Source organism: Kribbella sp. NPDC023972, assembly GCF_040639075.1.
In the GTDB taxonomy this organism is placed as follows: Bacteria; Actinomycetota; Actinomycetes; order Propionibacteriales; family Kribbellaceae; genus Kribbella.
Genome location: NZ_JBEZZH010000005.1, coordinates 559234 through 583622 on the forward strand (window position 1 = coordinate 559234; position 24389 = coordinate 583622).

Genomic DNA, 24389 nt, shown 5'->3' on the forward strand with positions numbered 1-24389 from the left:
GTTGGACCAGTGACTGACCAGAATGGGCACGAGCGCAATACATACCGCCGGAAGGGGCGAGTTGTGGCCGGAGAGAGCTGGGGCCGGGTAGCCGAGGACGGAACGGTCTTCGTACGGACCAAGGACGGTGAGCGGGCGGTCGGCCAGTGGCCGGACGCGAACCCGGAGGAGGCTCTCGCCTTCTACACCCGCCGGTACGACGCGCTGGCGTTCGAGGTCGACCTGCTGGAGAAGCGCGTCCAGGCGGGCACCGTGTCCCCCGACGACGCCCGCGCCGCGGTGAAGAAGGTGACCAGCGCGATCGACGAGGCCCAGGCGGTCGGCGACCTCGACGGTCTGCGGGCCCGGCTGGAGGCGCTCACCCCGCTGGTCGCCCAGCAGCGCGAGAAGCGCAAGGCCGAGCGCGCCGCGAAGGTGGAGGAGGCACGCGCCGCCAAGACCAAGATCGCCACCGAGGCCGAGACGATCGCGGCCGGCACCGACTGGCGTCACGGCGTCACCCGGCTGCGTGAGCTGCTGGACGAGTGGAAGGCCCTGCCGCGACTGGACAAGTCCAGCGACGACGAGCTGTGGCACCGCTTCTCCTCGGCACGTACGACGTACACCCGGCACCGCAAGCAGCACTTCGCCGAGCTGTCCTCCAAGCGGGAGGAAGCCGCCGTGGTGAAGGAGCGGCTGGCGGCCGAGGCGGAGTCGCTCGCGTCGTCCACCGACTGGGGTCCGACATCCGGCCGCTTCCGTGACCTGATGCGGCAGTGGAAGGCCGCCGGCCCGGCACCGCGCGAGGTCGACGACAAGCTGTGGGCGCGCTTCCGGGCCGCTCAGGACACGTTCTTCGGTGCGCGCGACGCCGTACAGGCCGAGGAGAACGCCGAGCAGGTGGAGAACCTCAAGGCCAAGGAAGCCCTGCTGGTCGAGATCGAGGCGATCCTGCCGGTCGAGGACGCGAAGGCGGCCCGCGAGCAACTGCGCGAACTGCTCGACCGCTGGGACCAGATCGGCAAGGTCCCGCGTGACTCCATGCGTGCGATCGACTCCCGGCTGCGCGCCGTCGAGCAGGCCGTCAAGGCCGCCGAGGACGAGGTCTGGAACCGCAGCAACCCCGAAGCTCGCGCCCGCGCCGAGGCCACGGTCAAGCAACTCCAGTCCCTCATCGCCGACCTGGAGAAACAGGCCGCCAAACACGAGGCCCAAGGCAACACCCGCAAAGCCACCGAGGCCCGCGAAGCCATCGCCGCGCGCCGCGAATGGCTGGCCCAAGCCCAGAACGCCCTCTCCGACTTCAGCTGACGCCTGAACGCGTGACGTCTGGCGCCCAACCGCGGGCGGCCGTTCAGTGATCTGAACGCTCTACCGCTACCCATTGTGACGATTCTAGGGCACACTGGGTCCATCGGTTACATAATGTGACCGCCGGGGTGAACGTTGATCCGCTGGGAGTTTGGTCGTCATACGCGGCCTGGCGGGGAGTAAAGGCGAAACCGGCACCCGACCGACCAGTCGGGAGCTTCGCATGACCTATCACTTTGCCCTGCCCGCGCGCCCTCTGCGGTGCCGTCAAACCACCTCCGCCGTCGCCGCGCACCGCCGTCCTCGTCCTGAGCTGTCTGGTCCGGCCGGCTCCACCCGGAGTACTACCGGCTGGGGTTCCGGCTTCCTCAAGAAAGCTGCAGCGCCCGTTCTCGCTGCGGTCATCGCACTGGGCGCATCCATCGTCGGCGCCGGGCCGGCGCAGGCGGCGGAGCCGTCGGGCGTCTGGTATCAGGGATATCAGTTCGCGCGGAAGTCGGTCTGCCTGGAGTCGAACATCCGGAACGCACCCCTCGCCGCGGTGGCTGCCATGTATCAGGTGAACGGAATCCGGGTACACGTCCGGTACGCATTGGGTCAGTGTGCAGCCGCTGGGTTCGCGCGGTCCCAGTACGTGCCGATCACCGCTTACAAGGCGAACAACAACATGTGTGCGGGTGCTCCGACGACCCACTACAACGGTTACATCGTGAAGGCGGCGGTCATCATCAACCTGCAGCCGGACACGAAGATGGCGGACGGCTCAACCCGGTACTACTCAGCGTGCCGCAGTGGGTCGGAGTGGACGGACATGTTCGCTCACGAGGTCGGGCACACGTTCGGGCTGTCGCACAGCCAGCGGTACTCCAGCTCGATCATGAGAGATGGGCACACGACAAGCGCCACCGACCGCGCGCTGCTCGGACTCATCTACGCCAACAACCGGTACTGATCGCGGCCCGGACCGGGTACGCCAGACGGCGTGATCGTGGCCGGCTGGTCAGCGAACCAGGGTGACCCGCCGAACCATCGGCGCGGACCACTGACAAGTCCACAGGCAGGCTCCGCCCCCTGCCTGTGGACAACCGCACGCACGAGCCGCACCATTTCAGCCATCCTGCACGGATGTTCCGCTACGACCTCCCCTACTACTTCGCCGGTCTGCCCTTCACACCGCGGCAGGTCGGACGCAAGCTCGCCTGGCTGCTGGGCGGCAACGAGATCCGCCAAGTGATGAAGGGTGTGTACGTCGACATCCGGATCCCCGACTCATTGGAGTTGCGGGCCGACGCGGTACGTCTGGTGATTCCGCCGGACGGGGTTGCCTGCGGGCGAACCGCCGCCTGGATTCACGGCATCGACACCACGGCCCTGGGTCCCGAGTGTTTGATGGAAGCCCGCTGGACCCGCGATGCGACTGACGTCGTCGAGGTCCGCGACGTGCGAGTCACCAGCCCGGTCGCCACCGCCGTCGAGCTCGCGATGCAACTGCCGAGACCGTTCGCTCTCTCCGCCGTCGACGCCTTCCTCCGCTCAGGCAAGGCCGACCGCTGGATCCTCCGCGCCGCCTCGACGGCCTACGAAGGCCGGCGCGGCTTCCGCCAAGGCGAAGAGATCCTCCGGTATGCCGATCGCCGCGCTGCCTCGCCTGGTGAGTCCTGGCTCCGGCTCCGGCTGATCGACGCCGGGTTCGGGCGACCGGACCTGCAGATCCGGGTGGACGGTGCCGGGCGCTCCTATCGACTTGACCTCGGCTATCCCGATCGGCCGATCGACGGTCGCCGGCTGGGCCTCGAGTACGACAGCGACGCCTGGCACTCCGGCGCCAAAGCCGAGTCCCGCGACGAAAACCGCCGTACCGAACTCGAAGCCCTCGGTTGGCACATCATCCCAGTCCGGCGCCCCGACGTCTGGGGCTCCTACCCCGCCCTGGAACTAGCCGCAGGAGCCTTCCTCTGCCAACACCCCCGCCTCCCCAGACGGTGGTGAAAGCTGGCCCGGTCGGCCTCCCGGCTCACGAACAGAGGCGGCAGTCTGTGTAGTCGCCGAGGAACAGGCCATGGTCGGGACAGCGAGTGAACGCGATCTCGGCCGGATTCGGATCCCACATGCGCGGCAGCTCCACCGGCTGCTCAGGTGGCCGGTATCCGCGGACCACTTCCGCGTACTCCGCCAGATACCGATCCGCGTACGGCGGTTCGTAGCTGAGCAGCTCCCAGCGGAAATGCTTCTGCGCCAGCTCGACCACTCGCAGCAGGAACGCATGCTCTGCCTCCCAGCCGGGCGACCACGGCAGCTCGTCCAGGTCGAAGCTCTCGTTGCCCAACCCGATCCGCGAGTTGCACAACAACAACGCGAACCCACGCTCGAAGGACGTCTCCGCCAGCTCACAAGCAGCCAACGCGAGTACGTCGAGGAACACCTCCGAGCCACCGTTGGACAGCTTCAGCCCCGGCCCGGACGACGAGCCGCCGAACCAGTTGCCCACAGCACCTACTGGGTGACGCGGTAGACGTCGAAGACGCCCTCGACCGAGCGCACTGCCTTGAGCACGTGTCCGAGGTGGGTCGGATCGCCCATCTCGAAGGTGAAGCGGGACTTGGCGATCCGGTCGCGGGTCGTGGTCAGCGCCGCCGACAGGATGTTGACGTGGTAGTCGGACAGCACCCGGGTGATGTCCGAGAGCAGGCGGGCCCGGTCCAGCGCCTCGACCTGGATGGCGACCAGGAAGACCGACTGGGCGGTGGGTGCCCATTCGACCTCGACGATGCGCTCCGGCTGGGTCTGCAGGTTCTCGACGTTGGCGCAGTCGGCGCGGTGCACCGAAACCCCGGCGCCGCGGGTGATCCAGCCGATGATCTCGTCGCCCGGGACCGGCGTACAGCACCGGGCCAGCTTCGACAGCACGTCCGTCGCGCCCTTGACGATGACGCCGGCGTCGCCGCGAGCCGTCCGCTTCCGGCGCTCTCGCGTGGCGGGCAGTCGCAGGCCCTCGGCCAGGTCCTCGGCCGCGCCCTCTTCACCGCCGTACGTCTCGATCAGGCGCCGTACGACGGCTTGTGCGCTGACGTGACTCTCGCCGACCGCGGCGTACAGACCGGTCACGTCCGGGTAGCGCAGCGAGTTCGCGACCGCGGTGAGGGTCTCGTGCGACAGCAGGCGCTGCAGTGGCAGGCCCTCCTTGCGGAGCTGCTTGGCGATCGCGTCCTTGCCGTGCTCGATCGCCTCGTCGCGGCGCTCCTTGGAGAACCAGTGCTTGATCTTGTTCCGCGCCCGGGGGCTCTTGACGAACGAGAGCCAGTCCCGGGAAGGACCCGCGCCTTGCGCCTTCGAGGTGAAGACCTCGACGACGTCACCGTTCTCGAGCGTGCTCTCCAGCGGGACGAGCCGGCCGTTCACCCGGGCGCCGATACAGCGGTGCCCGACCTCGGTGTGGATCGCGTAGGCGAAGTCGACCGGCGACGACCCGGTCGGCAGCGACATCACGTCACCCCGCGGGGTGAAGACGTACACCTCGGAGTTGTTGATCTCGAACCGCAGCGAGTCGAGGAACTCCGACGGGTCGGAGGTCTCCCGCTGCCAGTCGACCAACTGCCGGACCCAGGGCATCTCGTTCGGCCCGCCGATCTCGGTGCTGGGTGGGCCGGCCACCTCGGGCGCCGCCGACGTCGGGTCCTCCTTGTACTTCCAGTGCGCGGCGATGCCGTACTCCGCCCGGCGGTGCATCGCGAACGACCGGATCTGCAACTCCACCGGCTTGCCCTGCGGGCCGATCACGGTGGTGTGCAGCGACTGATACATGTTGAACTTCGGCATCGCGATGTAATCCTTGAACCGGCCGGGCACCGGATTCCATCGCGCGTGCAGGATGCCGAGGGCCGCGTAGCAGTCCCGGACAGACTCGACCAGGACGCGGATGCCGACCAGGTCGTAGATGTCGCCGAACTCGCGGCCGCGGACGATCATCTTCTGGTAGATCGAGTAGTAGTGCTTCGGCCGGCCGGTGACGGTCGCCTTCACCTTGGCGGCGCGCAGGTCCTCGTGCACCTGGTCGATCACGGAGGCGAGGTACTCGTCGCGCGACGGCGCGCGCTCGGCGACCAGCCGGACGATCTCGTCGTACACCTTCGGGTGCAGGGTCGAGAAGGACAGGTCCTCGAGCTCCCACTTGATCGTGTTCATACCGAGCCGGTGGGCCAGCGGGGCGTAGATCTCCAGCGTCTCGCGGGCGATCCGCTCCTGCTTCTCCTGCCGCAGGAAGCCGAGTGTGCGCATGTTGTGCAGCCGGTCGGCCAGCTTGATCACCAGCACCCGGATGTCCTTGGCCATCGCGACGACCATCTTGCGGATCGTCTCGGCCTGCGCGGACTCGCCGTACTTGACCTTGTCCAGCTTGGTCACGCCGTCGACCAGCATGGCGATCTCTTCGCCGAAGTCGCGGGTCAGCTCCTCGACCGTGTACGGCGTGTCCTCGACCGTGTCGTGCAGCAGCGCGGCGCACAGGGTCGGTGCGGTCATACCGAGCTCGGCCAGGATGGTGGCGACGGCGAGCGGATGGGTGATGTAGGCGTCACCGCTCTTGCGCAACTGGCCGGTGTGGTACTTCTCCGCGGTCCGGTAGGCGCGCTCGATCATGCCGAGGTCGGCCTTCGGGTGGGTGGCCCGGACGACCCGGAACAGCGGCTCGAGCATCGGCGCGCGGTTCGGGTGCCTGGTGCCGCCGAGGCGGGCGAGCCGGGCGCGGACCCGGGCCGGCGCGATCCGAGGCGGTTGGGCGGCAGGCGGCGGTGACACGGGAGCGGGGCGCGCCGGTGCCGGGGCGCGCGGGGGCTCCTGCGGTACGACGTTCGGTACCGCTGACGTCATCGCCGGGTCTTCGCCCACGTTTGTGTCCCTCCGCCGACAGACCCCCAGTCTAGGGGGAAGCCTCCAACCAGGTTGACCGCCCCTGTGGACAACACGCCGCGCCAGCTTCCGACGACGTTGTGTAACAGCCCATACCTGCTCGGGTAAGCACTTACCCGGCCCGGGCCGGGTAAGTCAGACCGTGAGGAGGGCGGTGACTTGCTCGTTGGCGAGGCGCTCGCGGCCGGGCAGAAAGGAGAGTTCCAGCAGGACCGTCGTGCCGGTGACCTCGGCGCCGCAGCGGCGGATGAGGCGGAGGCAGGCCTCGACAGTGCCGCCGGTGGCGAGGACGTCGTCGATGACCAGGACCCGGTCGCCCGGCTCGAAGGCGTCCTGGTGCACCTCGATGGTCGCCTCGCCGTACTCCAGCGCGTACGACTCCTCGTACGTCGCCGCCGGCAGCTTGCCCTTCTTCCGCACCGGGACGAACCCGGCGCCGAGGGCGAGCGCGACCGGGGCGGCGAGGATGAACCCGCGCGCCTCGATCCCGACCACCTTGTCGACCATCGGACGGCCGTCGTCGTCCGTACCGGACGCGGCCAGCGCCTCGACCACCTGGGCGAAGCCGTTGTGGTCGGCCAGCAGCGGAGTGATGTCCTTGAACACCACCCCCGGCTGCGGATAGTCCGGGATGTCGCGGATCCCGTCCTTCAGCACCTGCTCGAGCGACCGCATCACTTGCCGCGCTTCGATCGCGGCTTACGCGTCGGCTGCGGCCGCTTGGATCCGGTCGCCTTCATCGGCCGGGCCGCCGGCGTCGGCGCCGTACCCGAAGGCCGGTCCTGCGCCCGAGCGGCCGGCGCCTTGCCCGCGGCGACCACGACCGGCGCACCGGCGGCCGGGGCCCCAGTGGCGGTGGCAGCCGCGGCGGCGGACTGCGCCCGCTTGGCGGTGACCCGGCGGTTCAGCGCCTGCATCCCCGGCTCGCGCTCCTTGAAGACCGCGAGCAGCGCCGGCGCGATGAACACCGAGGAGTACGCACCGACGGCGATACCGACGAACAGCGCCAGCGACAGGTCCTTCAGCGGTCCGGTCCCGAGGACGACGGTGCCGACGACGAGGATCGATCCGACCGGCAGCAACGCGATCAGCGTGGTGTTGATCGACCGTACGACGGTCTGGTTGACGGCAAGGTTGGTCGCATCGGAGTACGTGAACCGGTTCGACCCGGTGATCCCCCGGGTGTTCTCCCGCACCTTGTCGAACACCACGACCGTGTCGTAGAGCGAGTACCCCAGGATTGTCAGTACGCCGATCACGGTGGCCGGTGTGACGTCGAAGCCGACCAGCGCGTACACGCCGACCGTGATCAGCACGTCGTGCAGCAGCGCGACGATGGCGGCCATCGAGGCCTTGGGTTCCCGGAAGTACGCCCAGATGACCAGGAAGACCAGGCCGAGGAACACGACCAGCGCGATGATCGCCTTGTTCGCGATCTGCTGCCCCCAGGAGGCACCGATCTGCTGTGACGTCACCTGGTCGGCCGAGACCCCGGCCTCCTGGGCGATCGCCGCCCGGACCTTGGTGATGTCGTCCTGGGACAGCGGCTTGGTCTGCACCCGCACCTTGTCGGTGCCGACGGTGGTGACGACCGGGTCGCCGAGATCCTTGGCGTTGGTCGCCTTCACCGCGTCGCTGAAGTCCTGGACCGTGCTGTCGGTGACCTTGACGTTGGTCTGGTACTCGACTCCGCCCTTGAACTCGATGCCGAGCGCGAGGCCGCGGGTGAACAGCCCCGCCAGCGAGATGGCGATCAGGATCAGCGACACCACGAACCAGAACTTGCGCTTGCCGATGAAGTCGTAGGAGACCTCACCACTGTGCAGCTTGGCACCCAGAGTCCCGAGCTTCGACATCAGACCTCCCCTCCCAGCGGCTTGCGCGTCGACGGCTTGGCCGGCCGAGCCGAAGGCTTCATCTGACCGGGCAGTCGCTCGACGCCAAGGTGCTCGGGATCCAGCCCGGACAACCTGTGACCGTGACCGAAGAAGTTGGTCCGCGCCAGCAGGGTGACCAGCGGCTTGGTGAAGATGAACACCACGACCAGGTCGATCAGCGTGGTCAGGCCGAGAGTGAAGGCGAAGCCCCGGACGCTGCCGATCGCGAGGATGTAGAGCACGATTGCGGCGAGCAGCGAGATCGAGTCCGCGGCGATGATCGTGTGTTTGGCCCGGGCCCAGCCGGTCTCCACCGACGACCGCAGACTGCGGCCCTCCCGGACCTCGTCACGGAGTCGCTCGAAGTACACGACGAACGAGTCCGCGGTGATGCCGATCGCGACGATCAGACCCGCGATACCGGCCAGCGTCAGGGTGAAGCCGATCGCCTTGCCGAGCAGTACGACGCTCGCGTACGTCAGCGCGGCCGCCGCCGCGAGCGACAGCACCACCACGATGCCCAGGCCGCGGTAGTACAGGAACGAGAAGAGGACGACCAGGGCCAGACCCGCGATACCGGCCCAGATACCGGCGGACAACTGGTCCCCACCCAGTTGCGGCGAAACGGTCTCCACCGAGGAGATGTCGAACGAGACCGGCAGCGCGCCGTACTTCAGCACGTTCGCCAGGTCGCGCGCCTCGGCCTCACTGAACGTTCCGGTGATCTGCGCCTGGCCGCCGGGGATCGCCTGCTCGACGCTCGGCGTCGAGATGACCTCGTTGTCCAGCACGATCGCGAACAGGTTCTGGCCCTGGCCCCGGGCGGCGATGTTCTGGGTCGCCTTGAAGAACTTGTCGCCACCCTCGCCGGTGAACTGCAGGTTGACCTGCCACTGGAACCCACCCTGCGGGATGCCCGCGCTGGCGTCGGACAGGTCCGTGCCCTTCAGGATCGCCGGACCCAGCAGGTACTTGTACGTCCCCTGCCGGTCGCAGGCGAACAACGCCTTGTTCGGGTCGTCGACCTGCTGCTCGTCACCGCACTTGTACGCCGCGAAGGCGGTCTGCGTGGCCGCGTCCGGGACGTATTGCAGCGGATCGGTCGAGGCGGCCGGCGTCGACGGGGTCGCGGCCGGGGTGCTCGGCTTGGGCGTGGTCGCCGCCGGCGTACTGGGCTTCGGGGTGGGCGTCGGGGTCGGGTCGGCCTGTCCCAGCGCACTGCTCCAGGCCCGGCCGTTCGGCGTCGCACTCGGCGTCACCGTGGTGCTCGGCTTGACCGTCGTACTGGGCTTCACCGTGGTGCTGGGCTTGGGCGTCGCACTCGGCTTCGCCGTCGGCGTCCCGGTCGGCGTCGGTGACGGTGTCGCCACCGGTGCTGCCGCCTGGGCGTCGTACACGATCCGGAAGTAGAGCAGGGCGGTCTGACCGACCTGCTGCACCAGACTGTCCCGCGTGGCGCCGGGGACGGCCACGTTGATGTGGTTCGACCCGGAGGTGGTGATGTCGGCCTCCGCGACACCCGCGCCGTTGACCCGCTGGGAGATGATGTTCTTCGCCTCGTCCAGCTGCTCGGCGGTCACCGATCCGCCACCGGCCAGGGACTTCGCGGTCAGCGTGATGGTGGTGCCACCGCGTAGGTCCAGGCCGAGCTTGGGGCCCCACGTCTTGGTGAGTGCCATGATCCCGAACAGCAGGACCAGGATGACCCCCAAGACGATCAGTAACCGCCCGGGGCGGGATGTCGTCGTCGTTGCCACGTCAGATTCAACCTTTGTGCTTCTGGGCGCGCCGCATCGTCTGGTGGACGCCGGTCGGCGCGCCGCAGGCCGTTGGGACTGCTGGTCAGTTCTCGCTGTGCGTCGGCGGCAGCTTGGAGGTGTCCTGCACCTTGCCGTCCGTCTTGTCACCGGCCTTGTCACGGCCCGCGTCCGGTACGTCGACCGGGTCCTTCGCGAGCTCCTCGGCGGAGTCGGCGTCAGTGGAGTCGGCCGGCTCGGCGGTGGTGTCGGCGGCGCCGTCGTCGTCCGGAAGGATCCGGCCGATCGCGGCCTTGACCACCTGGATCAGGACGCCGTCGGAGATCTCCAGCGTCACGTACTCGTCGTCGGTCTCCTCGACGATCCCGACCATGCCACTGGTGGTGATCACCTTCGTGCCGGGAGTGAGGGAGGCGACGGTCTCGGCCTGCCGCTGGCGCTGCTTGCGCTGGGTGCGGCTCATGAACCAGATCATCCCGACGATCAGGATCAGCGGCAGCAGCAGCGTGAAGCCGGAGCCGCCCCCGGAAGAGGCCATCGGTACGGCGATCAGTTGCATCGGGACTCAGAATCCTTCGTCATCGAGAGTACGGGGGCTCCGGCGCGCTCTGCCCAGGCGCGCAGGTCGCAACGGAATGACCTGAGGTCAGGCCACCGGGGAGTCTAACCCTGGGTGGCAACAATCACCTCATGACACCGGGTCACTTTGAATTACTCAACCGGGCGCCGGGCCTTGTTCAATCTGTGTCGTCGGTGTCGAAGAGCGTGTCCGCGAACGTCGCGCCCTTCGGGACTTTCAGGCCGATGTGCCGCCAGGCCGCGGGCGTGGCGACGCGGCCGCGCGGCGTACGAGCCAGATAGCCGGACCGGACCAGGAATGGTTCGGCCACTTCCTCCACGGTCTCACGTTCTTCGCCGACCGCAACCGCCAGCGTCGAAAGACCCACCGGTCCGCCGCCGAAACGACGGCACAGAGCGTCCAGGACGGACCGGTCCAGCCGGTCCAGGCCCATCCTGTCCACCTCGTACAGCTCCAGCGCCGCCTTGGACAGCGCGAGCGTGACGATCCCGTCGGCGCGGACCTCGGCATAGTCGCGGACCCGGCGCAGCAGCCGGTTCGCGATCCGCGGCGTACCCCGGGACCGGGACGCGATCTCGGCCGCTCCCTCGGGGGTGATGTCGACCTCGAGCAGCGCGGCCGATCGGTTCACGATCTTCTCCAGCTCGGCGGCCTCGTAGAACTCCAGGTGACCGGTGAACCCGAACCTGTCCCGCAGCGGCCCCGGCAACAGGCCGGCCCGGGTGGTCGCGCCGACCAGGGTGAACGGCGGGATCTCCAGCGGGATCGCGGTCGCGCCCGGCCCCTTGCCGACGATCACGTCGACACGGAAGTCCTCCATCGCCATGTAGAGCAGTTCCTCGGCCGGCCGGGACATCCGGTGGATCTCGTCGAGGAACAGCACCTCGCCCTCGCTCAGGCCGGACAGGATCGCGGCCAGGTCGCCGGCGTGCTGGATCGCCGGGCCGCTGGTCACCCGCAACGGGGCCGACATCTCGCTGGCGATGATCATCGCCAGCGTGGTCTTGCCCAGGCCGGGCGGACCGGACAGCAGCACGTGGTCCGGCGCCCGGTTGCGGCCGCGAGCGGCGTGCAGGACCAGCTCGAGCTGTTCGCTGACGCGGCGCTGCCCGCCGAACTCGGCCAGCGTGCGCGGCCGCAGCGCGGACTCGATCTTGCGTTCCTCGAGGTCCACCGCATCCGCGGAGACCAGCGGCCGGACGTTGTCGTCCATCGGCTACGCCTTCGACAGCACGCGCAGCGCGGCGCGGAGCAGGTCGGGTACGGACGGGTTCGGGCTGTCGGCAGCCAGCGGCGAGACCGCGGTGACCGCGTCATCCGCATCGCGAGCGGACCAGCCGAGCCCGACGAGGCCGGCGTGCACCTGCTCGCGCCAGGCCTCGGCAGTCTGCAGCGGCCGGCCGGTCACGGTCTTCGACGGGGCGCCGATCTTGTCCTTCAGTTCCAGCACGATCCGCTGCGCACCTTTCTTCCCGATTCCGGGCACCTTCACCAGCATGCCCAGATCCTCGGTGGCGACCGCCTGTCGCAGCTGATCAGGACTCAGTACGGCGAGCGCCGCCTGGGCCAGCTTCGGCCCGACCCCGGACGCCGTCTGCAGCAGCTCGAACAGGCTCTTCTCGTCGTCGTCGGCGAATCCGTACAGGGTCAGCGAGTCCTCCCGTACCACCATCGAGGTGGAGACGCGCGCCTCCTGCCCGGGCCGCAGCCCGGCCAGCGTGCCGGGATGGCAGAACACCTGCAGCCCCACTCCCCCGACCTCGATCACGGCACTGTCCACCCCGATCGCCGCCACCGATCCCCGCACGAACGCGATCACCGCGCACCTCCTCGTCTCACTACACAGTCACACCGCAGCCCGGACGGTTTGCCGGCTTTCGGCCCGGAGGTCGGTGAGGTGCCGGCGATCGGCCAGGCAATTGGAAAGGCGACCGTCCTCATCGCTTGCTCTCCTGGGCTGCCACTGCGGCACGTAGTCGTGCCACCTGCAGGCGGGACTGTGCCTGCGCCAACGCCTCGAGGTTCGCCCGGCTCCCCGCCGCCTCCTGCAGCCGGGACGTCGTACCTCCGCGCCACACCTGGCAGATCGCCAGCGCCAGCGCGTCCGCGGCGTCGGCGGGAGTCGGCCGCTCGGCCAGCTTCAGGATCCGGGTCACCATCGTGGTGACCTGCTCCTTACCCGCCCGGCCGGAGCCGGTGACCGCGGCCTTCACCTCACTCGGCGTGTGCAACGCCACCGGCAGACCACGCCTGGCCGCGACGACCATGGCCACGCCGGACGCCTGCGCCGTACCCATCACCGTCCGCACGTTGTGCTGCGCGAACACCCGCTCCACCGCGACCGAGTCCGGCCGGTACTTCGTGATCCACTCCTCCAGCTCGGCCTCGATCCGGACCAGCCGCTTGGCCACGTCCAGCTCGGCCGGCGTCCGGATCACGCCGACGGCGACCAGCGCCGGCGGCTTACCGGGTGAGCCCTCGACGATGCCGAGGCCGCACCGGGTCAACCCCGGGTCGACACCGAGCACCCGCATGGACCACCTCCGAACGTTTGTTCGACAACCCTAACGGTGTGGCACGCCGCGGCCGAAACCGACGCGCCGGGCGCCGCGCCCGCCCCGGCCGGCGCTTGCCGACCCGTACCGTGCCGGGCCCATCACACCCAGCCGCCCTTTTCAAGGCGGGCTGCAGGAACCTGCAATTTTCTTGCGACGGTCCGATCACTGCCGGTAACTTCCCGGTTGGATGAGGAGGGGAAATCGTTGGGGCGATCATCTGAATTGCGGGTATTCAGCTTCTGCTGGAATCACGAAGGACTCGGCCACGCATCCCGGCTTTCCGCAGTGCATCGCGCACTCCAGGCCCACGGCTGGACGTCGAAATTCCTGGTCGAGCATCCACAGCGCATGCTCGAGGACTACGAATTCGAGCAAGTGGTGATCCCGTCGTACCAGGGTTGTTTACGAGGCGACGGCTGGTGGGGCGGTGACGGCAGTTCGAACCTCTGTACGGCGGTGGTCGATGCGGTGTTCGAGGAAGCACCGGATCTGGTCGTCCACGACGTGGTCGTCCACGACGCGGTGTACGCCGCGGCCGCCCGGTGCGGGATCCGCCAGGTTCTCATCGCCCGTCCACGGGCCGATGTCAGCGATGTTGGAGCCTGGGTCGTCCGGCACGCCCCGGCGGTCGACACCGTCTTCCAACTCGGTGAGCCGTCACTGCGCGACGTCCGTGGCGGCGTCATCATCCGGGGCACCGACGACGTACTCCGGACGCCGGAAGCCACCGGGCTGTGGACCGACGAGCCACGGCCGCGCATCGTCGTGTCACCGGGCGGCGGAGGCCATCGAGGCACCGGAGAGTTCCTGACCGCGGCGCTCGAAGCGCTGGCCCGCACGGGCACGCTGGGAACCGCCACGGTCCAGCTGATCCTGGGTCCGTATCTCCGGGAGTCGCTGCGGGTGCCGGTCGGCGGTCCGCCGCTCACGGTGGTTCCGTACGTCGATGCCAAGACGGATCTTCTCCGCGGGACGGATCTGTTCATCGGCCTCGGCGGCTACAACACGGTGCAGGAGGTCGCCGCGCGTGGCGTGGCCGCCGTACTGGTCAGTGCGCGGCGTGCCGTCGACGACCAGGACGGCCGGCTCCGCCGGTTCTTCGAGCAGACCGAGCAGGTCCAGCTCAGCTCGGCCGCCCCGGCCGAGCTCGCGGCCGCCATCCAGCGTGCACTGGCCGCCCGGCCTACCGCGGTCCCGGCCGGCGCGGGTCCGGACGGGGCGGCGCAGATCGCCGGCTACCTGTCCACGCAGTACGCCGGGACACCGACCGGCCGGAGCGAGTACGAGCGCGGTGCCAGCACGTTCCTCGGTCGCCGATTCGTCGTCGACGAACGCGTCCTGGTCCCGCGCCGGAAGACCGAACTGCTGGCGCGCACGGCGATCGGGGCGGTCACCGAGCGGCCCGGATCCACGGTCGTCGAGATCGGCACCGGCTCCGGCGCCGTGATCTGCAGCCTGGCCGCCGAGTGCGGTGACGCCGCCGAGTACGCCGCGACCGACATCTCGGCCGACGCACTCGAGGTCGCGCGACTGAACGCCAAGGCTCTTGGGGTCGACCGGCGGATCGACTTCCGGCAGTCGGACCTGCTCGACGGCGTGGACCGGGTCCCGGACATCCTCGTCGCCAATCTCCCCTATCTCAGCAGCGAGACGTCCTTGCCGCCGGAGGTCCGGGCCGAGCCGCGGGTCGCCGTGATCGATGCGACGGCGGGATTGCTGCCCGCGTTGTTCCGGCAACTGCGGGCCCGGGACCGGCGACCGGCCACGGCATTGTTCGAGTTCGACCCGGAGCGCATTCCCGAATTGACAGCGGCCGCCCACGACATATTCGACGGAGAAAACATGACGACAACGGTTCATCGCGACGAGAAGGGTCTGGCAAGGGTGGTGCAGCTGACATGGGCCTGAGATCGTACGGCGCGGAATCCATCGGCGAGAATTTCCTCAAATACAGCCAGGTCGTAGTCGACTCAGGCCAGTACGGCCGCTATTACGACCGGGACGGCGTTCCGCGGTCGGGCATGGTCGACTCGTTGGAAGAACGGTTCCGGCAGTGGACCGGACGGCCTTACGCGGTGTGCCAGGTCTCGGCGACCCAGGCTCTGGTCAGTGCCTTGACGGCGGTCGGCGTGGCCGGCGGCGAGGTCCTGGTCCCTGCCTACAGCTTCGTGGCGTGTCCGTCGGCCGTCCAGTTCGCCGGCGCGACCCCAGTACTGGTGGGCTCCGACGAGAACCTGACCATGTCGGTGACGGATGCGCGCCGGCTGGTGTCCCGGAACACCAGGGCGATCATGATCGTCCACATGCGGGGCCGCCCCGCGGACACCGCGGCCTTGGTCCGGCTGGGCCGCGAGCTGGGGATACCGGTGATCGAGGACCTCTCGCAGTTCGACGGCATGGCCCTGACCGGCGACTGCCCGGACACCGGCGTCTCGGACCTGGCCGTCTTCAGTTTCCAGGCCCGGAAGATGCTGAGCGCCGGTGAGGGCGGGATGGTCCTGGCCAACGACGACCGCCACTTCAAGGCCGTCACCCAATTGACTGACTCGGCGTGGTTCCTGCGTCCGCAGTACGAAGACTGGCCAGAACCGACCGGCCCGGGCGTCGTCGGCTCCAGGATGAACGAGATCACCGCCGCGATGGTGCTGTCGCAGTGGGACGACGTACAGCGGCTGGTCCTCCGCGGCCGCGAGGTCGCGGGAAGGTTGCGGGCCAGGCTGACCGCCGCACAACTCGATCTGCCCGGGGTGCCGAACGGGACCGAGGGGCTCACAGTGGGGATCCGGACTCCCAGCGTTGAAGCGGCCCGGGGGCTCGCCCACGTCCTCCGGGCCGAGGAGATCGGTGTGTATCCGGAGAGTTCGGGAACGGCCGAGACTCACTCGTACCCCGGCTGGCCGAGCTACATCAAGGACGCCTGTGTGATCGACGAGACCGCGGCCGGCACGCTCGCGGGCTTGCGCCGCACTGTCCTGTTCCAGGTCCAGCCCGAGTGGAGTGACGACCGACTTGACTCGATCACCGCGTTGATCACGGGCCAGCTGTCGTGAGTGGAACGCACAACGTCCCTCATATGACCGTCTACCTCGGCGCCAGGCCCAACGTCCCCAAAGCATGGACACTCCAGCAAGCCCTCCGCGCGGCCGCGACCGTGGATCCGGCGGCCGGCTTCACCTGGTCCACGGTTCACACCGGACAGCACACTCACCCGCTCCTCGGCCAGGATCTCTGTGACGAGCTGGAGGTCAGAGTGGATCGCAATCTGGGCGTCGCCGGCGGCGAGACCACCGCGGAACGGATCAGTGCGCTGATGATCGCGATCGAGGCCGACATCCGCGCCGATGCTCCGAGCGCCGTGGTGGCGATCGGCGACGTGAACACCGCCCTGGCCTGTGCCCTGGTCTGCGCCCGCGAGCGGATCCCGTTGATCCATCTGGAGGCCGGCCTGCGCAGCGGAGTCGAGACCGTCGAGGAGATCAACCGGCGGATCATCGCCGCGTGTGCCCAGTTCCACCTCGTCACGACCGAGTCGGCCGCGCGGAACCTGCTCGCCGAAGGGGTCCCAGCCGACCGGATCTGGCAGGTCGGCAATCCGATGGCCGAGTGCTTCCTGCGCACCGCGCAGACCGTCGAGGACGAGAAGGTGCTGGCCGAGTTCGGTCTGGTGCGGGACGACTACGTACTGGCCACGCTGCACAAGTCGGACACGCTGACGGCGTCGTCCATCCTCGTCGGGCTGATCAGCGAGATCGCCCAGGACCTGCCGGTGGTGTTTCCCTGCCACCCACAGACTCAGCTGCACCTGACCGAGACCGGCCTGTTCGGCGACTTGCACGAACGGGTCACCGTGTTGCCTCCCGTGCCGTACCGCGCGTTCGGTGCACTGCTGCGATCCGCTCGCGCGGTCGTCACAGACTCGGACGGCGTACAGGAGGAGTGTGCGATCGGGCGGGTGCGCTGCCTCTCGCTGGTGTCCGCCACAGCACGTCCGGAGATCCTCGAGCCTGACCGGCACCTGTCACTGAATGCCTGGATCAGCCGGCCCCGGGAGGCGGTGCGCGAGCGCTGGAACCGGCAAGGCACCCCACCAAGTGGCTGGGACGAGCGCGTCAGCCACCGCATCGCACTGGCGGTGCCGGAGATCCTCCACCAACTGCCGGCCAGGCCGGAGAGCTCACTGCTCGACGGTGTCGGAATGCCCACCCTCAACCACTCGGAGCGGTCATGAGCACTCACCAGGATGTACGCCCCGCGACGGCCGACCCGACGACCGTCCGAGTTGCCTCCGCCGTTGGTCTGTCGGTCACGGAGGTGGCCGACGTCCTGGACGCGTGGCAGTCCTTGGGCAACGTCGACGCAATGCGCCCGGAGGACGGTTTCCACATCACCAGGCTGGTGATGTACGAGCGGATCCGTCAGTTCTTCCGCACCGGTGAGCACCGTGGGGCTGTACTCGAGGTGGGCGGTGGACACGGCGCGATTCACGCGATGTTCGAGCCGGCCGCGATCGAGTACACACCGACCGACGTGCCCCAGGTGGACGTGCACGACCTGCCTTACGAGTCGTCGAGTTTCGACTACGTCATCTGTGACCAGGTGATCGAGCACGTCCGCAACCCGTTCGTGGCGGTCAACGAGATGCATCGCGTGCTGAAGCCGGGCGGCTGGCTCCTGCTCGCCACCTGCTTCCACGTGCCGGTGCACAAACGGGCCGACAACCCGACCGACTACTGGCGCTTCACGACCGACGGGCTGCGGGAGCTCGTCCGCGACTTCAGCACCGTCTACCAGTGCGAGGGCTGGGGCAACCGAGAGGCCATCTCGGTCATCCACTACGGCGGGCCGTACCGCTTCACGCCGGTCCGCGGCCGGGAGCAACTGGAACGGATCGTTTCGTACAACGAGCCCGACGTACCGATCTCGGTCTGGGCCATCGTGCGCAAATGACCGCGACGTTCCAGCTCCGTCAGCCGGCCGGTTCGCGTTCCGACGGCGCCGGCCGGCCACTCGACTGGGAGTCGGCGACACCGCAGCAACTGACGGGCTTCATCGACTGGCTGGACGGATGTGTCCCCGGCGCCACTGCGGGTCCTCGTTTCGTCCTCGAGGCGGAGGGGCAACGGGTCGTGGCGTACGGGTCGTCGTACCTCCGTCAGGACGGCGACCGCACAGTGATGGAATTCCCCCACGGCCCGGCTGCCGAAGACGAGTCCGCGCTGCTCGCGCTGACCCGTCTGCTGCAGCACACCGAGCCGGTGCGCAGCCTCGTGATCGAGCCGTACCTTCCCTACTCCGAGCCACTGCTCGCCGCACTGGCCGAGCAGGGATTCCGGCCGGTCGACCGGCCGTGGGTCGAGTACACGGTGCGCATCGACCTGCTGCCGGACGACGGGGCCCTGCTGGGCTCCTTCGCGCCGAAGGCACGCCGGGCGGTGCGGTACGCCCGGGAACAAGGCGCCGCGGTACGGCGTACGACGGAACGGGACGACCTGGTCTGGTTCGCCGATCGGCACTCCCGGATGGCGGCGGCGGCCGGAATCGCTCCGGCACCGTTGGCCTATCTCGAACGCGCCTGCGTCGACCGCTCGGCGGACGGCGCCTCGCTGTTCGTGTTGACGTGGCGCGGACAGCGCATCGCGGGCGCTCTGGTCCTGCACGCCGGCCGACTCGGCTACTACCAGAAGGGCTTCGCGGAACGGACGTCGCTGGGCACGCAGTACCTGCAGTTCGAGGCCATGCGGTGGCTGTCGGCCCGCGGGTTCAGCACCTACGACCTCGGCGGCCTCCGCGGGCCGGCCACAGCGGACGGCGTCTCACGGTTCAAGCGCGGGATCGCGCCGGACGTCAGCCATTTCCTGCCCACCATGCGATGGGATCCGAACGACGAGACGAGGTCCGCATGACCACCGACACCGTGCACTTCGGGATCCTCGGGGCCCACGCGACCATCGCGGCCAAACATCTGGACGCGATCGCAGCGGCCGGCGGCGCCGTGACCGCGTACTTCGACCCTGGGCCGGAGCCGCCGGGGTTCACCGGAGTTCCCGGCACCCGGTGCCGCGATCTCGGGGAACTGCTCCGCACAGCACCTGACGTGATCGCGGTCCTCAGCCCGTCGAACCGGCACGCCGACGACGTGGAGGCGTGTCTGCGAGCCGAAGCTGACGTCGTCGTCGAGAAACCACTCGCACTCGACATCGGGCGGGCGGCGGATCTGATACGCCTGGCGGATCGCTTGAACCGCCGGCTCGTTGTCTGCCTCCAGCACCGGTTCCGTGAGTCGGTACAGACCGTCCGGGACCTGGTGCGGAGCGGGGAACTCGGTTCGGTTCAGACGGTCCGGCTTCTGGTCTGCGAGCCGCGAACCGCCGCCTACTACACCGGACGCCGCTGGCGAGGCACGTGGGCCGGCGAAGGCGGCGGGGTGTTGATGAACCAGGCGCCGCACTACGTCGACCTGCTCACGGACGTGTTCGGTCTGCCCTCGTCCGTCGTCGCGCGGCGGCGGAGGCAGCAGCACACCATTCAGACCGAGGACACGATCGACTGCCTCATCGACTGGCCGTCGGGATGCGTGGGCAGCCTGCACATCAGTACGGCGGAACGCGGCCCGGCGGAGCTGCTCGAAGTCATCGGCACCGGCGGCTGGATCACCTTGTCCGGGACACAGGTGACGGTCCACCGGTTCGCCACGGCGTTCGACCGGTATCTGGCCGAGCCGGATCCGTTTGCGGTGAGCGCGGCTCGGACCGAGCCGCGGGTGCTGGACGGTGCGGGCGGACACCGTGCGATCTACCAAGAGTTGCTGCGCATCCGCCGCACGGGTGAGCGCAGCCGGATCGAGGCCGTGCACTGCCTCGACGGCCTCCACCTCGCCAATGCGATCACACTGTCCGGACTCGACGACGTACACGTCGAGCTGCCGATCGACGCGGCCGGCTACGCCGAGCGCCTCGCCGTACTGATGACCGGCGAGCGAGCAGAGCAGACGGCGCCATGAACGTCGCGATCACCGGAGGATCCCGGGGTCTTGGTGCCGAGGTCGCGAGGAACCTCAGCCGGACAGGTCATGCCGTGGCGATCAGCTACAAGTCCCGGCGACGGCGTGCCGACCGCGTGCTCCGCGAGTGCGGCGGCGCGGATTCGTTCACGGTTCAGGCCGACCTCGCCGCGGACTCTGGCCCCGACCGGTTCGCCGAGGCGCTCCAGGCCCGCTGGAGGCACGTGGACGCACTGGTGCTGTGTGCGTCCGCCGGCCTCGAGCCGCACCTGTCGGCCGACGCCGTCCGCCGGATCAACCATCTCGGCCAGCTGCGGCTCGTCGAGCTGGTCACGGCCCTGATGCGCCCCGGCGGACGGGTCGTCTACGTGACCAGCCACCCGGCTCACCTGTGGGGCGAGTTCCACTGCCCGGCGGGATACCGGTTGGTCGCCGAGACCAAGCGACGCTGCGAGGACGACCTTCGCGCCCGCTCCGGAGAGCTGGAACGTCGCGGTCTGCGTTTGACCGTACTGTCCGCCGATCTCTTCACCGACTCCCCGGTCGCGGCAGTGCTCGACGACTTCAACCCCGGCCTGGCCGACCAGCGGGCCACCCTGAACGGCTCGGCGCTGACCACCCAGCAGGTCGCCGCCGTCGTCTGTGACGTGCTCGCCGGCCGCCGGCCGGCGCACGGCGGCACGGTGATCGTCGGATCGACGCGATCGTGCCCGTCTCCTTCCACATCGACCGAGACCACGAGGAGCGATTGTGAGTACTGAGAACACGCAGCAGGTCCCGGACATCCTGACCACCGACGACAGGGCGGTGATCAGGGCCGCCGTCTGCGAGATCCTGGAGATCGACGACACCGAGCTGACCGCCGACGACAACCTGGCCGAGGTCCATGAAGCGGACTCCCTCGACCGGATGGAGATCATGTCGCGGATCGAGGAGCACTTCCTGCTCAAGTTCGACCGGTCCGACATCAAGGACGTCGCGACGCTCGCGGACCTGTACCGGCTCACCGCCGACCGTTTGGCCGAGCTGAAGAGCGGTCGCGATGACAGCTGAGCCGCGCCGGGTGGTGGTCACCGGGATCGGCGTGGTCAGCAGCATCGGGATCGGAGTCGACGAGTTCACGGCTGCGCTGCGCGCGGGCAGGTCCGGCGCGCGGCCGATCACGCTGTTCGACGTGTCGAGCACCGATCGCCGGATGGGCTGCGAGGTCGACGACTCGGTCTTCGAGGTTGCGCCGGGTCCCTCGCGCGCGGCCGGCTTCGCGGTACTGGCGAGTCTCGAGGCTGCCCGGCAGGCCCGGCTGGAAGCCCCGGCGAGTCGTGGGATCGTTGCCGTCGGCACCACTGACGGGTGCGCCTACGAGTTCGAGGCAGCGCTGGCCGGCCCATCGCCACAGGTCGAGCACCCGACCCACAGTTCCAGCATGCTCCCGGAGGCCGTCGCCGACGCACTCGGGCTGACCGGCGAGGTCGAGTGCCTGACCATCGGGTCCGCGTGCGCGGCCGGGAACTATGCCCTGACCTACGCGTTCGACTGCCTGCAGATGGGTGACGCCGACTATGCCGTCATCGGTGGGGCCGACGCGATGGCACGCAAGACGTTCCTGGGCTTCGACCGGCTGGGCAGTATCGCCGCGGAGGCGTGCCGGCCGTTCGACCTGGACCGGGACGGCATCCTGACCGGAGAAGGCGCGGGCATGCTCGTACTCGAGACCCTCGAACACGCGACCGGCCGCGGCGCACCCATTCTGGTCGAGATGCGGTCCGGCGCCCTGACCTGCGACGCCGATCACGCCGTCGTACCGAATCGGCAGAGCCTGCGACGTTGCATGGACCTCGCCCTGCGCCGGGCGGACCTGCGACCGGACGAGATCAGCCTGATCAGCGCGCACGGCACCGGCACCAGACTCAACGACAGTACCGAGACCGCCGCCGTCAAGGACGTCTACGGTGCCAACGTCCCGCCGACGATCTCGATCAAGTCCATGCTCGGACACACCATGGGCGCCGCGAGTGCGATCGCGGCCTGTGCCGCTGTACTCGCCATCACCGACGGCTTCATCCCGCCGACGATCAACTTCCGGCGTCCCGACCCCGACTGCGACGTGGACTGTGTGCCGAACCAGTCCCGGCCGGCGCGGGTCACCGCCGTCCAGAACAACTCCGCCGGCTTCGGCGGGAACAACTGCGTCACCATCTTCACCGAACTGGCCGAGGCGCGATGATGACGATGCCCGAGGTACACATCGACGGTTGGTCGGCCGTCCACGGCGCCGAGCTCGGCCGGGACTGGCTGGTCGCGGCCTTGCGTACGTCGCGTACGGATCCGGCGGCCGTGCCTGGTCCACAGCCGATCGGCCTCGACCTGCGAGAGCGGTTGGGCCGGAAGGGGACCCGGCTCTACGACGAGGTGGTCCTGATGACCTCGGCGGTCGTCGGCGACCTGCTGGGCGACCACGACTCCACCGCCGGCAGCGACGCGGCCGCGCTGGTGATCGGCACCACCAACGGAAGCCTGAACAGCCTGCGGAACTTCTGCGAAGGTGCCTTCGCCAAGCCGCCGGTGATGAATCCGGCCGCGTTCCCGGCGACGATCATGAACAACGCCGCCGGCCAGGTCGCGATCCGGTACGGTCTGCGCGGCCCCAACGCCACCGTCTCGGCAGGAGTCCTCAGCGGCGCGACGGCCGTCCGCTACGCCGGCCGGCTGATCCGGCAACGCCGCGCGGAAGTGGCGTGGGCCGGCGGTGTCGAGGAAGGGGCGACGACGGCCACCCGTGGCATCGCCGAGGATCGCGATGGTGCGCGGCCCTGGGCAGCGGGCTGTGCGATGGTCCGCCTGAGTGGCCGACGGTCCGAACGCACCCTGGCCACGGTGACCCACGTGGCGCAGCGCCGATTGCCGGCGACCACGCAATCGGCAAGCCCGGAGACGGCGCTCGCGGAGTGCATCGACGACTGTCTGCTGGCCGGCGGAATCAGTGCCGGGGCGATCGCATCCGTCGTACTGACAGGCTGTGGCTCCGCGACGAGCATCGCGGCCGAGCGTGCGGCCGCGGGCCGGTTCGCGGATGCGATCACCGTCGACCTCGGCGCGGTCCTCGGCGACACCGGCTCCGCCGGATCCGCTTATACGCTGGCTGGCCAGCTCGCGTCCGGAAATCTCCTCGACGATCGGGCAGGTGCCTTTAGCATCGGCCTGGCGGTCGGAGACCGAGCCGTCAACACCACCTTGATCCAGCTGACCCCGGAGAACTGATGACCTCGATCGACGAAGCCCGACTGGTGTTCCGAGCCGACACGGCCCTGGGCACGACCGCCGATGAGTCCGCGTGGGACGAGCTGCCCTCGTTGTCGAAAGTCGGGCGGCTGTTCTCCAGTCCGGAGTGGAGCCGGATGGTGACCAAGTCCGACGGCGAGGCGCCGACGTACTTCCGGCTGTACGACGGAGACCGGCTGGTCGCCGGGGTGACCGGCGACGTGATGCCGCCGGGTATCCCACCGCAATACGATGTCGAAGGCATGCTGCGCGGCAACTTCATCAAGACCGACCTGCCCACGTGGGAGCCACCGGCACCGATGATGCCGTGCCTGACCGTCGTGACCCGGGCCGGCCGGGCTGCCGACTTCCGGATCAGCCCGGCGTTCGAGCGGGCCGATCGCGTTCGGTTGCTCAGGGCACTCATCCGGCACATCGAGCAGTACGGCGAGACCGAGGGCGCGGTGTCGACGGCGCTGCTGTTCACCCCCCATGAAGCATCCGAGCTGGTGGAGGCGGTGTCGGATCGCTATGTCGGCGCCTCGGTCAGCAAGAGCTTCTACCTCGACGTCGACTTCGGTTCGCTGGAGGAGTACTTCGAGCAGTTCGACAGCAAGCGGCGACGCGTCTACCGCGCGGAACGGCGGAAGGTGACCGACACCCCCGGCGTCGAGCTGCGGGTACTGCCGCTGGCCGACCGGATGGACGAGGCCGCGCGGCTGGGCGCGCTCAACTTCGCGAAGTACGGCCAGGTCGACCTCGCCGACGTGGCCGCGATCCGGTCCAGGAACGAACTGATCGTCGATGTGCTCGGCACCGACGCCCGGGTGATGGAGTTGCTCGTCGACGGCGAACTGGTCGCGTCGCTGCAGTTCAACCTGCACCAGCGCGTCTACTACGCCCGCCTGGTCGGCATTCTCGACTCGGCGCCGAAGCCACTCGCGGCGTACTTCAACATGGTCTTCTACGGCCTGATCGACAACGCCCTCGCCGAGGGTGTCGAGCGCATCGTCTACGCCCAGGAGCTGGCCAGCGCGAAGTTGAGTCGTGGGTGCCGGTTCGAGACCCAGGACCTCTGGATCCGGACCGACGATCCGCTGGTCGCCGAGCGGGTGAAGGCACTGCACAGTGCCGTCGATCAGTTCACCTCGATCACCGGGTGAG

23 protein-coding genes are annotated in these 24389 nt (G+C 68.9%); 14 read left to right on the top strand and 9 right to left on the bottom strand.

What is annotated here, in order from left to right; translation table 11 throughout:
• Window positions 1–63 precede the first annotated feature (63 nt).
• The 3 genes from AB0F43_RS23250 (at window position 64) to AB0F43_RS23260 (ending at window position 3279) form a co-directional block, all read left to right on the top strand.
• Window positions 64–1290 carry a DUF349 domain-containing protein gene (locus AB0F43_RS23250; RefSeq protein WP_360480371.1) on the top strand — a complete coding sequence of 409 codons (1227 nt, stop codon included), beginning with the start codon at window positions 64–66 and terminating at the stop codon, window positions 1288–1290.
• Between the two features lie 223 nt (window positions 1291–1513).
• Entirely contained in the window at window positions 1514–2242 is a 729-nt protein-coding gene (locus AB0F43_RS23255) for a reprolysin-like metallopeptidase (RefSeq protein WP_360480374.1), read from the top strand.
• 173 nt (window positions 2243–2415) lie between these two features.
• Window positions 2416–3279 (top strand): hypothetical protein, encoded by an 864-nt coding sequence (locus tag AB0F43_RS23260; protein WP_360480376.1) that lies wholly within the window; start codon window positions 2416–2418, stop codon window positions 3277–3279.
• A 25-nt stretch (window positions 3280–3304) separates the two neighbouring features.
• Here the strand turns inward: AB0F43_RS23260 and AB0F43_RS23265 are convergent, their stop codons facing one another.
• The 9 genes from AB0F43_RS23265 to ruvC all read right to left on the bottom strand — a co-directional run bounded on the left by AB0F43_RS23265 (window position 3305) and on the right by ruvC (window position 12943).
• Window positions 3305–3778, bottom strand: a complete 474-nt coding sequence (locus AB0F43_RS23265; RefSeq protein ID WP_360480379.1) for a hypothetical protein — start codon at window positions 3776–3778, stop codon at window positions 3305–3307.
• A gap of 5 nt (window positions 3779–3783) precedes the next feature.
• The gene (locus AB0F43_RS23270) at window positions 3784–5982 is read right to left on the bottom strand and encodes a bifunctional (p)ppGpp synthetase/guanosine-3',5'-bis(diphosphate) 3'-pyrophosphohydrolase (RefSeq protein WP_360480505.1); all 2199 of its coding nucleotides are present in this window, start codon (window positions 5980–5982) and stop codon (window positions 3784–3786) included.
• Between the two features lie 348 nt (window positions 5983–6330).
• A complete protein-coding gene (locus AB0F43_RS23275; RefSeq protein WP_360480382.1) occupies window positions 6331–6870 on the bottom strand; it encodes an adenine phosphoribosyltransferase in 540 nt (179 codons plus the stop codon).
• On the bottom strand, window positions 6870–8051 hold the full coding sequence (gene secF, locus AB0F43_RS23280) for a protein translocase subunit SecF (protein WP_360480385.1): 1182 nt from the start codon (window positions 8049–8051) through the stop codon (window positions 6870–6872). The genes AB0F43_RS23275 and secF overlap by 1 nt, the downstream gene beginning before the upstream one ends.
• Complete coding sequence (gene secD, locus AB0F43_RS23285; protein WP_360480388.1) at window positions 8051–9829, bottom strand: protein translocase subunit SecD; 1779 nt, start codon at window positions 9827–9829, stop codon at window positions 8051–8053. The genes secF and secD overlap by 1 nt, the downstream gene beginning before the upstream one ends.
• 85 nt (window positions 9830–9914) lie before the next feature.
• Window positions 9915–10388 (bottom strand): preprotein translocase subunit YajC, encoded by a 474-nt coding sequence (gene yajC, locus AB0F43_RS23290; protein ID WP_360480391.1) that lies wholly within the window; start codon window positions 10386–10388, stop codon window positions 9915–9917.
• Window positions 10389–10566: 178 nt separating this feature from the next.
• On the bottom strand, window positions 10567–11622 hold the full coding sequence (gene ruvB / locus AB0F43_RS23295; protein ID WP_360480394.1) for a Holliday junction branch migration DNA helicase RuvB: 1056 nt from the start codon (window positions 11620–11622) through the stop codon (window positions 10567–10569).
• A gap of 3 nt (window positions 11623–11625) precedes the next feature.
• A complete protein-coding gene (ruvA, locus tag AB0F43_RS23300) occupies window positions 11626–12228 on the bottom strand; it encodes a Holliday junction branch migration protein RuvA (protein WP_360480397.1) in 603 nt (200 codons plus the stop codon).
• A 118-nt stretch (window positions 12229–12346) separates the two neighbouring features.
• The gene (gene ruvC / locus AB0F43_RS23305) at window positions 12347–12943 is read right to left on the bottom strand and encodes a crossover junction endodeoxyribonuclease RuvC (RefSeq protein ID WP_360480400.1); all 597 of its coding nucleotides are present in this window, start codon (window positions 12941–12943) and stop codon (window positions 12347–12349) included.
• Window positions 12944–13252: 309 nt separating this feature from the next.
• Between ruvC and AB0F43_RS23310 the strand changes: the two genes are divergently transcribed.
• From AB0F43_RS23310 to AB0F43_RS23360, 11 genes are read left to right on the top strand one after another with little or no spacing between them, the layout of a single operon-like run.
• Window positions 13253–14875 carry a methyltransferase domain-containing protein gene (locus AB0F43_RS23310; RefSeq protein WP_360480402.1) on the top strand — a complete coding sequence of 541 codons (1623 nt, stop codon included), beginning with the start codon at window positions 13253–13255 and terminating at the stop codon, window positions 14873–14875.
• A complete protein-coding gene (locus AB0F43_RS23315; RefSeq protein WP_360480404.1) occupies window positions 14866–16017 on the top strand; it encodes a DegT/DnrJ/EryC1/StrS family aminotransferase in 1152 nt (383 codons plus the stop codon). Before AB0F43_RS23310 ends, AB0F43_RS23315 begins: the two co-directional genes overlap by 10 nt.
• A gap of 23 nt (window positions 16018–16040) precedes the next feature.
• Window positions 16041–17195 carry a UDP-N-acetylglucosamine 2-epimerase gene (locus AB0F43_RS23320; RefSeq protein WP_360480407.1) on the top strand — a complete coding sequence of 385 codons (1155 nt, stop codon included), beginning with the start codon at window positions 16041–16043 and terminating at the stop codon, window positions 17193–17195.
• Window positions 17192–17914 carry a class I SAM-dependent methyltransferase gene (locus tag AB0F43_RS23325; protein ID WP_360480410.1) on the top strand — a complete coding sequence of 241 codons (723 nt, stop codon included), beginning with the start codon at window positions 17192–17194 and terminating at the stop codon, window positions 17912–17914. The genes AB0F43_RS23320 and AB0F43_RS23325 overlap by 4 nt, the downstream gene beginning before the upstream one ends.
• Window positions 17911–18870 carry a GNAT family N-acetyltransferase gene (locus AB0F43_RS23330; protein ID WP_360480412.1) on the top strand — a complete coding sequence of 320 codons (960 nt, stop codon included), beginning with the start codon at window positions 17911–17913 and terminating at the stop codon, window positions 18868–18870. The genes AB0F43_RS23325 and AB0F43_RS23330 overlap by 4 nt, the downstream gene beginning before the upstream one ends.
• The gene (locus tag AB0F43_RS23335; protein WP_360480415.1) at window positions 18867–19967 is read left to right on the top strand and encodes a Gfo/Idh/MocA family oxidoreductase; all 1101 of its coding nucleotides are present in this window, start codon (window positions 18867–18869) and stop codon (window positions 19965–19967) included. Before AB0F43_RS23330 ends, AB0F43_RS23335 begins: the two co-directional genes overlap by 4 nt.
• Entirely contained in the window at window positions 19964–20728 is a 765-nt protein-coding gene (locus AB0F43_RS23340; RefSeq protein ID WP_360480418.1) for an SDR family oxidoreductase, read from the top strand. The genes AB0F43_RS23335 and AB0F43_RS23340 overlap by 4 nt, the downstream gene beginning before the upstream one ends.
• Entirely contained in the window at window positions 20718–21020 is a 303-nt protein-coding gene (locus AB0F43_RS23345) for an acyl carrier protein (RefSeq protein WP_360480421.1), read from the top strand. The genes AB0F43_RS23340 and AB0F43_RS23345 overlap by 11 nt, the downstream gene beginning before the upstream one ends.
• Complete coding sequence (locus AB0F43_RS23350; protein WP_360480424.1) at window positions 21010–22191, top strand: beta-ketoacyl-[acyl-carrier-protein] synthase family protein; 1182 nt, start codon at window positions 21010–21012, stop codon at window positions 22189–22191. The genes AB0F43_RS23345 and AB0F43_RS23350 overlap by 11 nt, the downstream gene beginning before the upstream one ends.
• A gap of 5 nt (window positions 22192–22196) precedes the next feature.
• Window positions 22197–23225, top strand: coding sequence for a beta-ketoacyl synthase N-terminal-like domain-containing protein (locus tag AB0F43_RS23355; RefSeq protein WP_360480427.1), 1029 nt, complete (start codon window positions 22197–22199; stop codon window positions 23223–23225).
• Window positions 23225–24388: a GNAT family N-acetyltransferase gene (locus AB0F43_RS23360; RefSeq protein WP_360480430.1), complete on the top strand. Its 1164-nt coding sequence runs from the start codon at window positions 23225–23227 to the stop codon at window positions 24386–24388. The genes AB0F43_RS23355 and AB0F43_RS23360 overlap by 1 nt, the downstream gene beginning before the upstream one ends.
• Window position 24389: the final 1 nt, after the last annotated feature.

Excerpts from the sequence above, each read along its gene's own strand:
- AB0F43_RS23340 (WP_360480418.1), top strand. The coding sequence starts at position 19,964 with ATGAACGTCGCGATCACCGGAGGATCCCGGGGTCTTGGTGCCGAGGTC.
- ruvB (WP_360480394.1), bottom strand. The coding sequence starts at position 11,622 with ATGGACGACAACGTCCGGCCGCTGGTCTCCGCGGATGCGGTGGACCTC.
- ruvC (WP_360480400.1), bottom strand. The coding sequence starts at position 12,943 with ATGCGGGTGCTCGGTGTCGACCCGGGGTTGACCCGGTGCGGCCTCGGC.
- AB0F43_RS23255 (WP_360480374.1), top strand. The coding sequence starts at position 1,514 with ATGACCTATCACTTTGCCCTGCCCGCGCGCCCTCTGCGGTGCCGTCAA.
- AB0F43_RS23350 (WP_360480424.1), top strand. The coding sequence starts at position 21,010 with ATGACAGCTGAGCCGCGCCGGGTGGTGGTCACCGGGATCGGCGTGGTC.
- secF (WP_360480385.1), bottom strand. The coding sequence starts at position 8,051 with ATGTCGAAGCTCGGGACTCTGGGTGCCAAGCTGCACAGTGGTGAGGTC.
- AB0F43_RS23355 (WP_360480427.1), top strand. The coding sequence starts at position 22,197 with ATGCCCGAGGTACACATCGACGGTTGGTCGGCCGTCCACGGCGCCGAG.
- AB0F43_RS23260 (WP_360480376.1), top strand. The coding sequence starts at position 2,416 with ATGTTCCGCTACGACCTCCCCTACTACTTCGCCGGTCTGCCCTTCACA.
- yajC (WP_360480391.1), bottom strand. The coding sequence starts at position 10,388 with ATGCAACTGATCGCCGTACCGATGGCCTCTTCCGGGGGCGGCTCCGGC.
- AB0F43_RS23360 (WP_360480430.1), top strand. The coding sequence starts at position 23,225 with ATGACCTCGATCGACGAAGCCCGACTGGTGTTCCGAGCCGACACGGCC.
- AB0F43_RS23330 (WP_360480412.1), top strand. The coding sequence starts at position 17,911 with ATGACCGCGACGTTCCAGCTCCGTCAGCCGGCCGGTTCGCGTTCCGAC.
- AB0F43_RS23270 (WP_360480505.1), bottom strand. The coding sequence starts at position 5,982 with ATGCTCGAGCCGCTGTTCCGGGTCGTCCGGGCCACCCACCCGAAGGCC.
- AB0F43_RS23275 (WP_360480382.1), bottom strand. The coding sequence starts at position 6,870 with ATGCGGTCGCTCGAGCAGGTGCTGAAGGACGGGATCCGCGACATCCCG.
- AB0F43_RS23335 (WP_360480415.1), top strand. The coding sequence starts at position 18,867 with ATGACCACCGACACCGTGCACTTCGGGATCCTCGGGGCCCACGCGACC.
- AB0F43_RS23320 (WP_360480407.1), top strand. The coding sequence starts at position 16,041 with ATGACCGTCTACCTCGGCGCCAGGCCCAACGTCCCCAAAGCATGGACA.
- AB0F43_RS23315 (WP_360480404.1), top strand. The coding sequence starts at position 14,866 with ATGGGCCTGAGATCGTACGGCGCGGAATCCATCGGCGAGAATTTCCTC.
- AB0F43_RS23325 (WP_360480410.1), top strand. The coding sequence starts at position 17,192 with ATGAGCACTCACCAGGATGTACGCCCCGCGACGGCCGACCCGACGACC.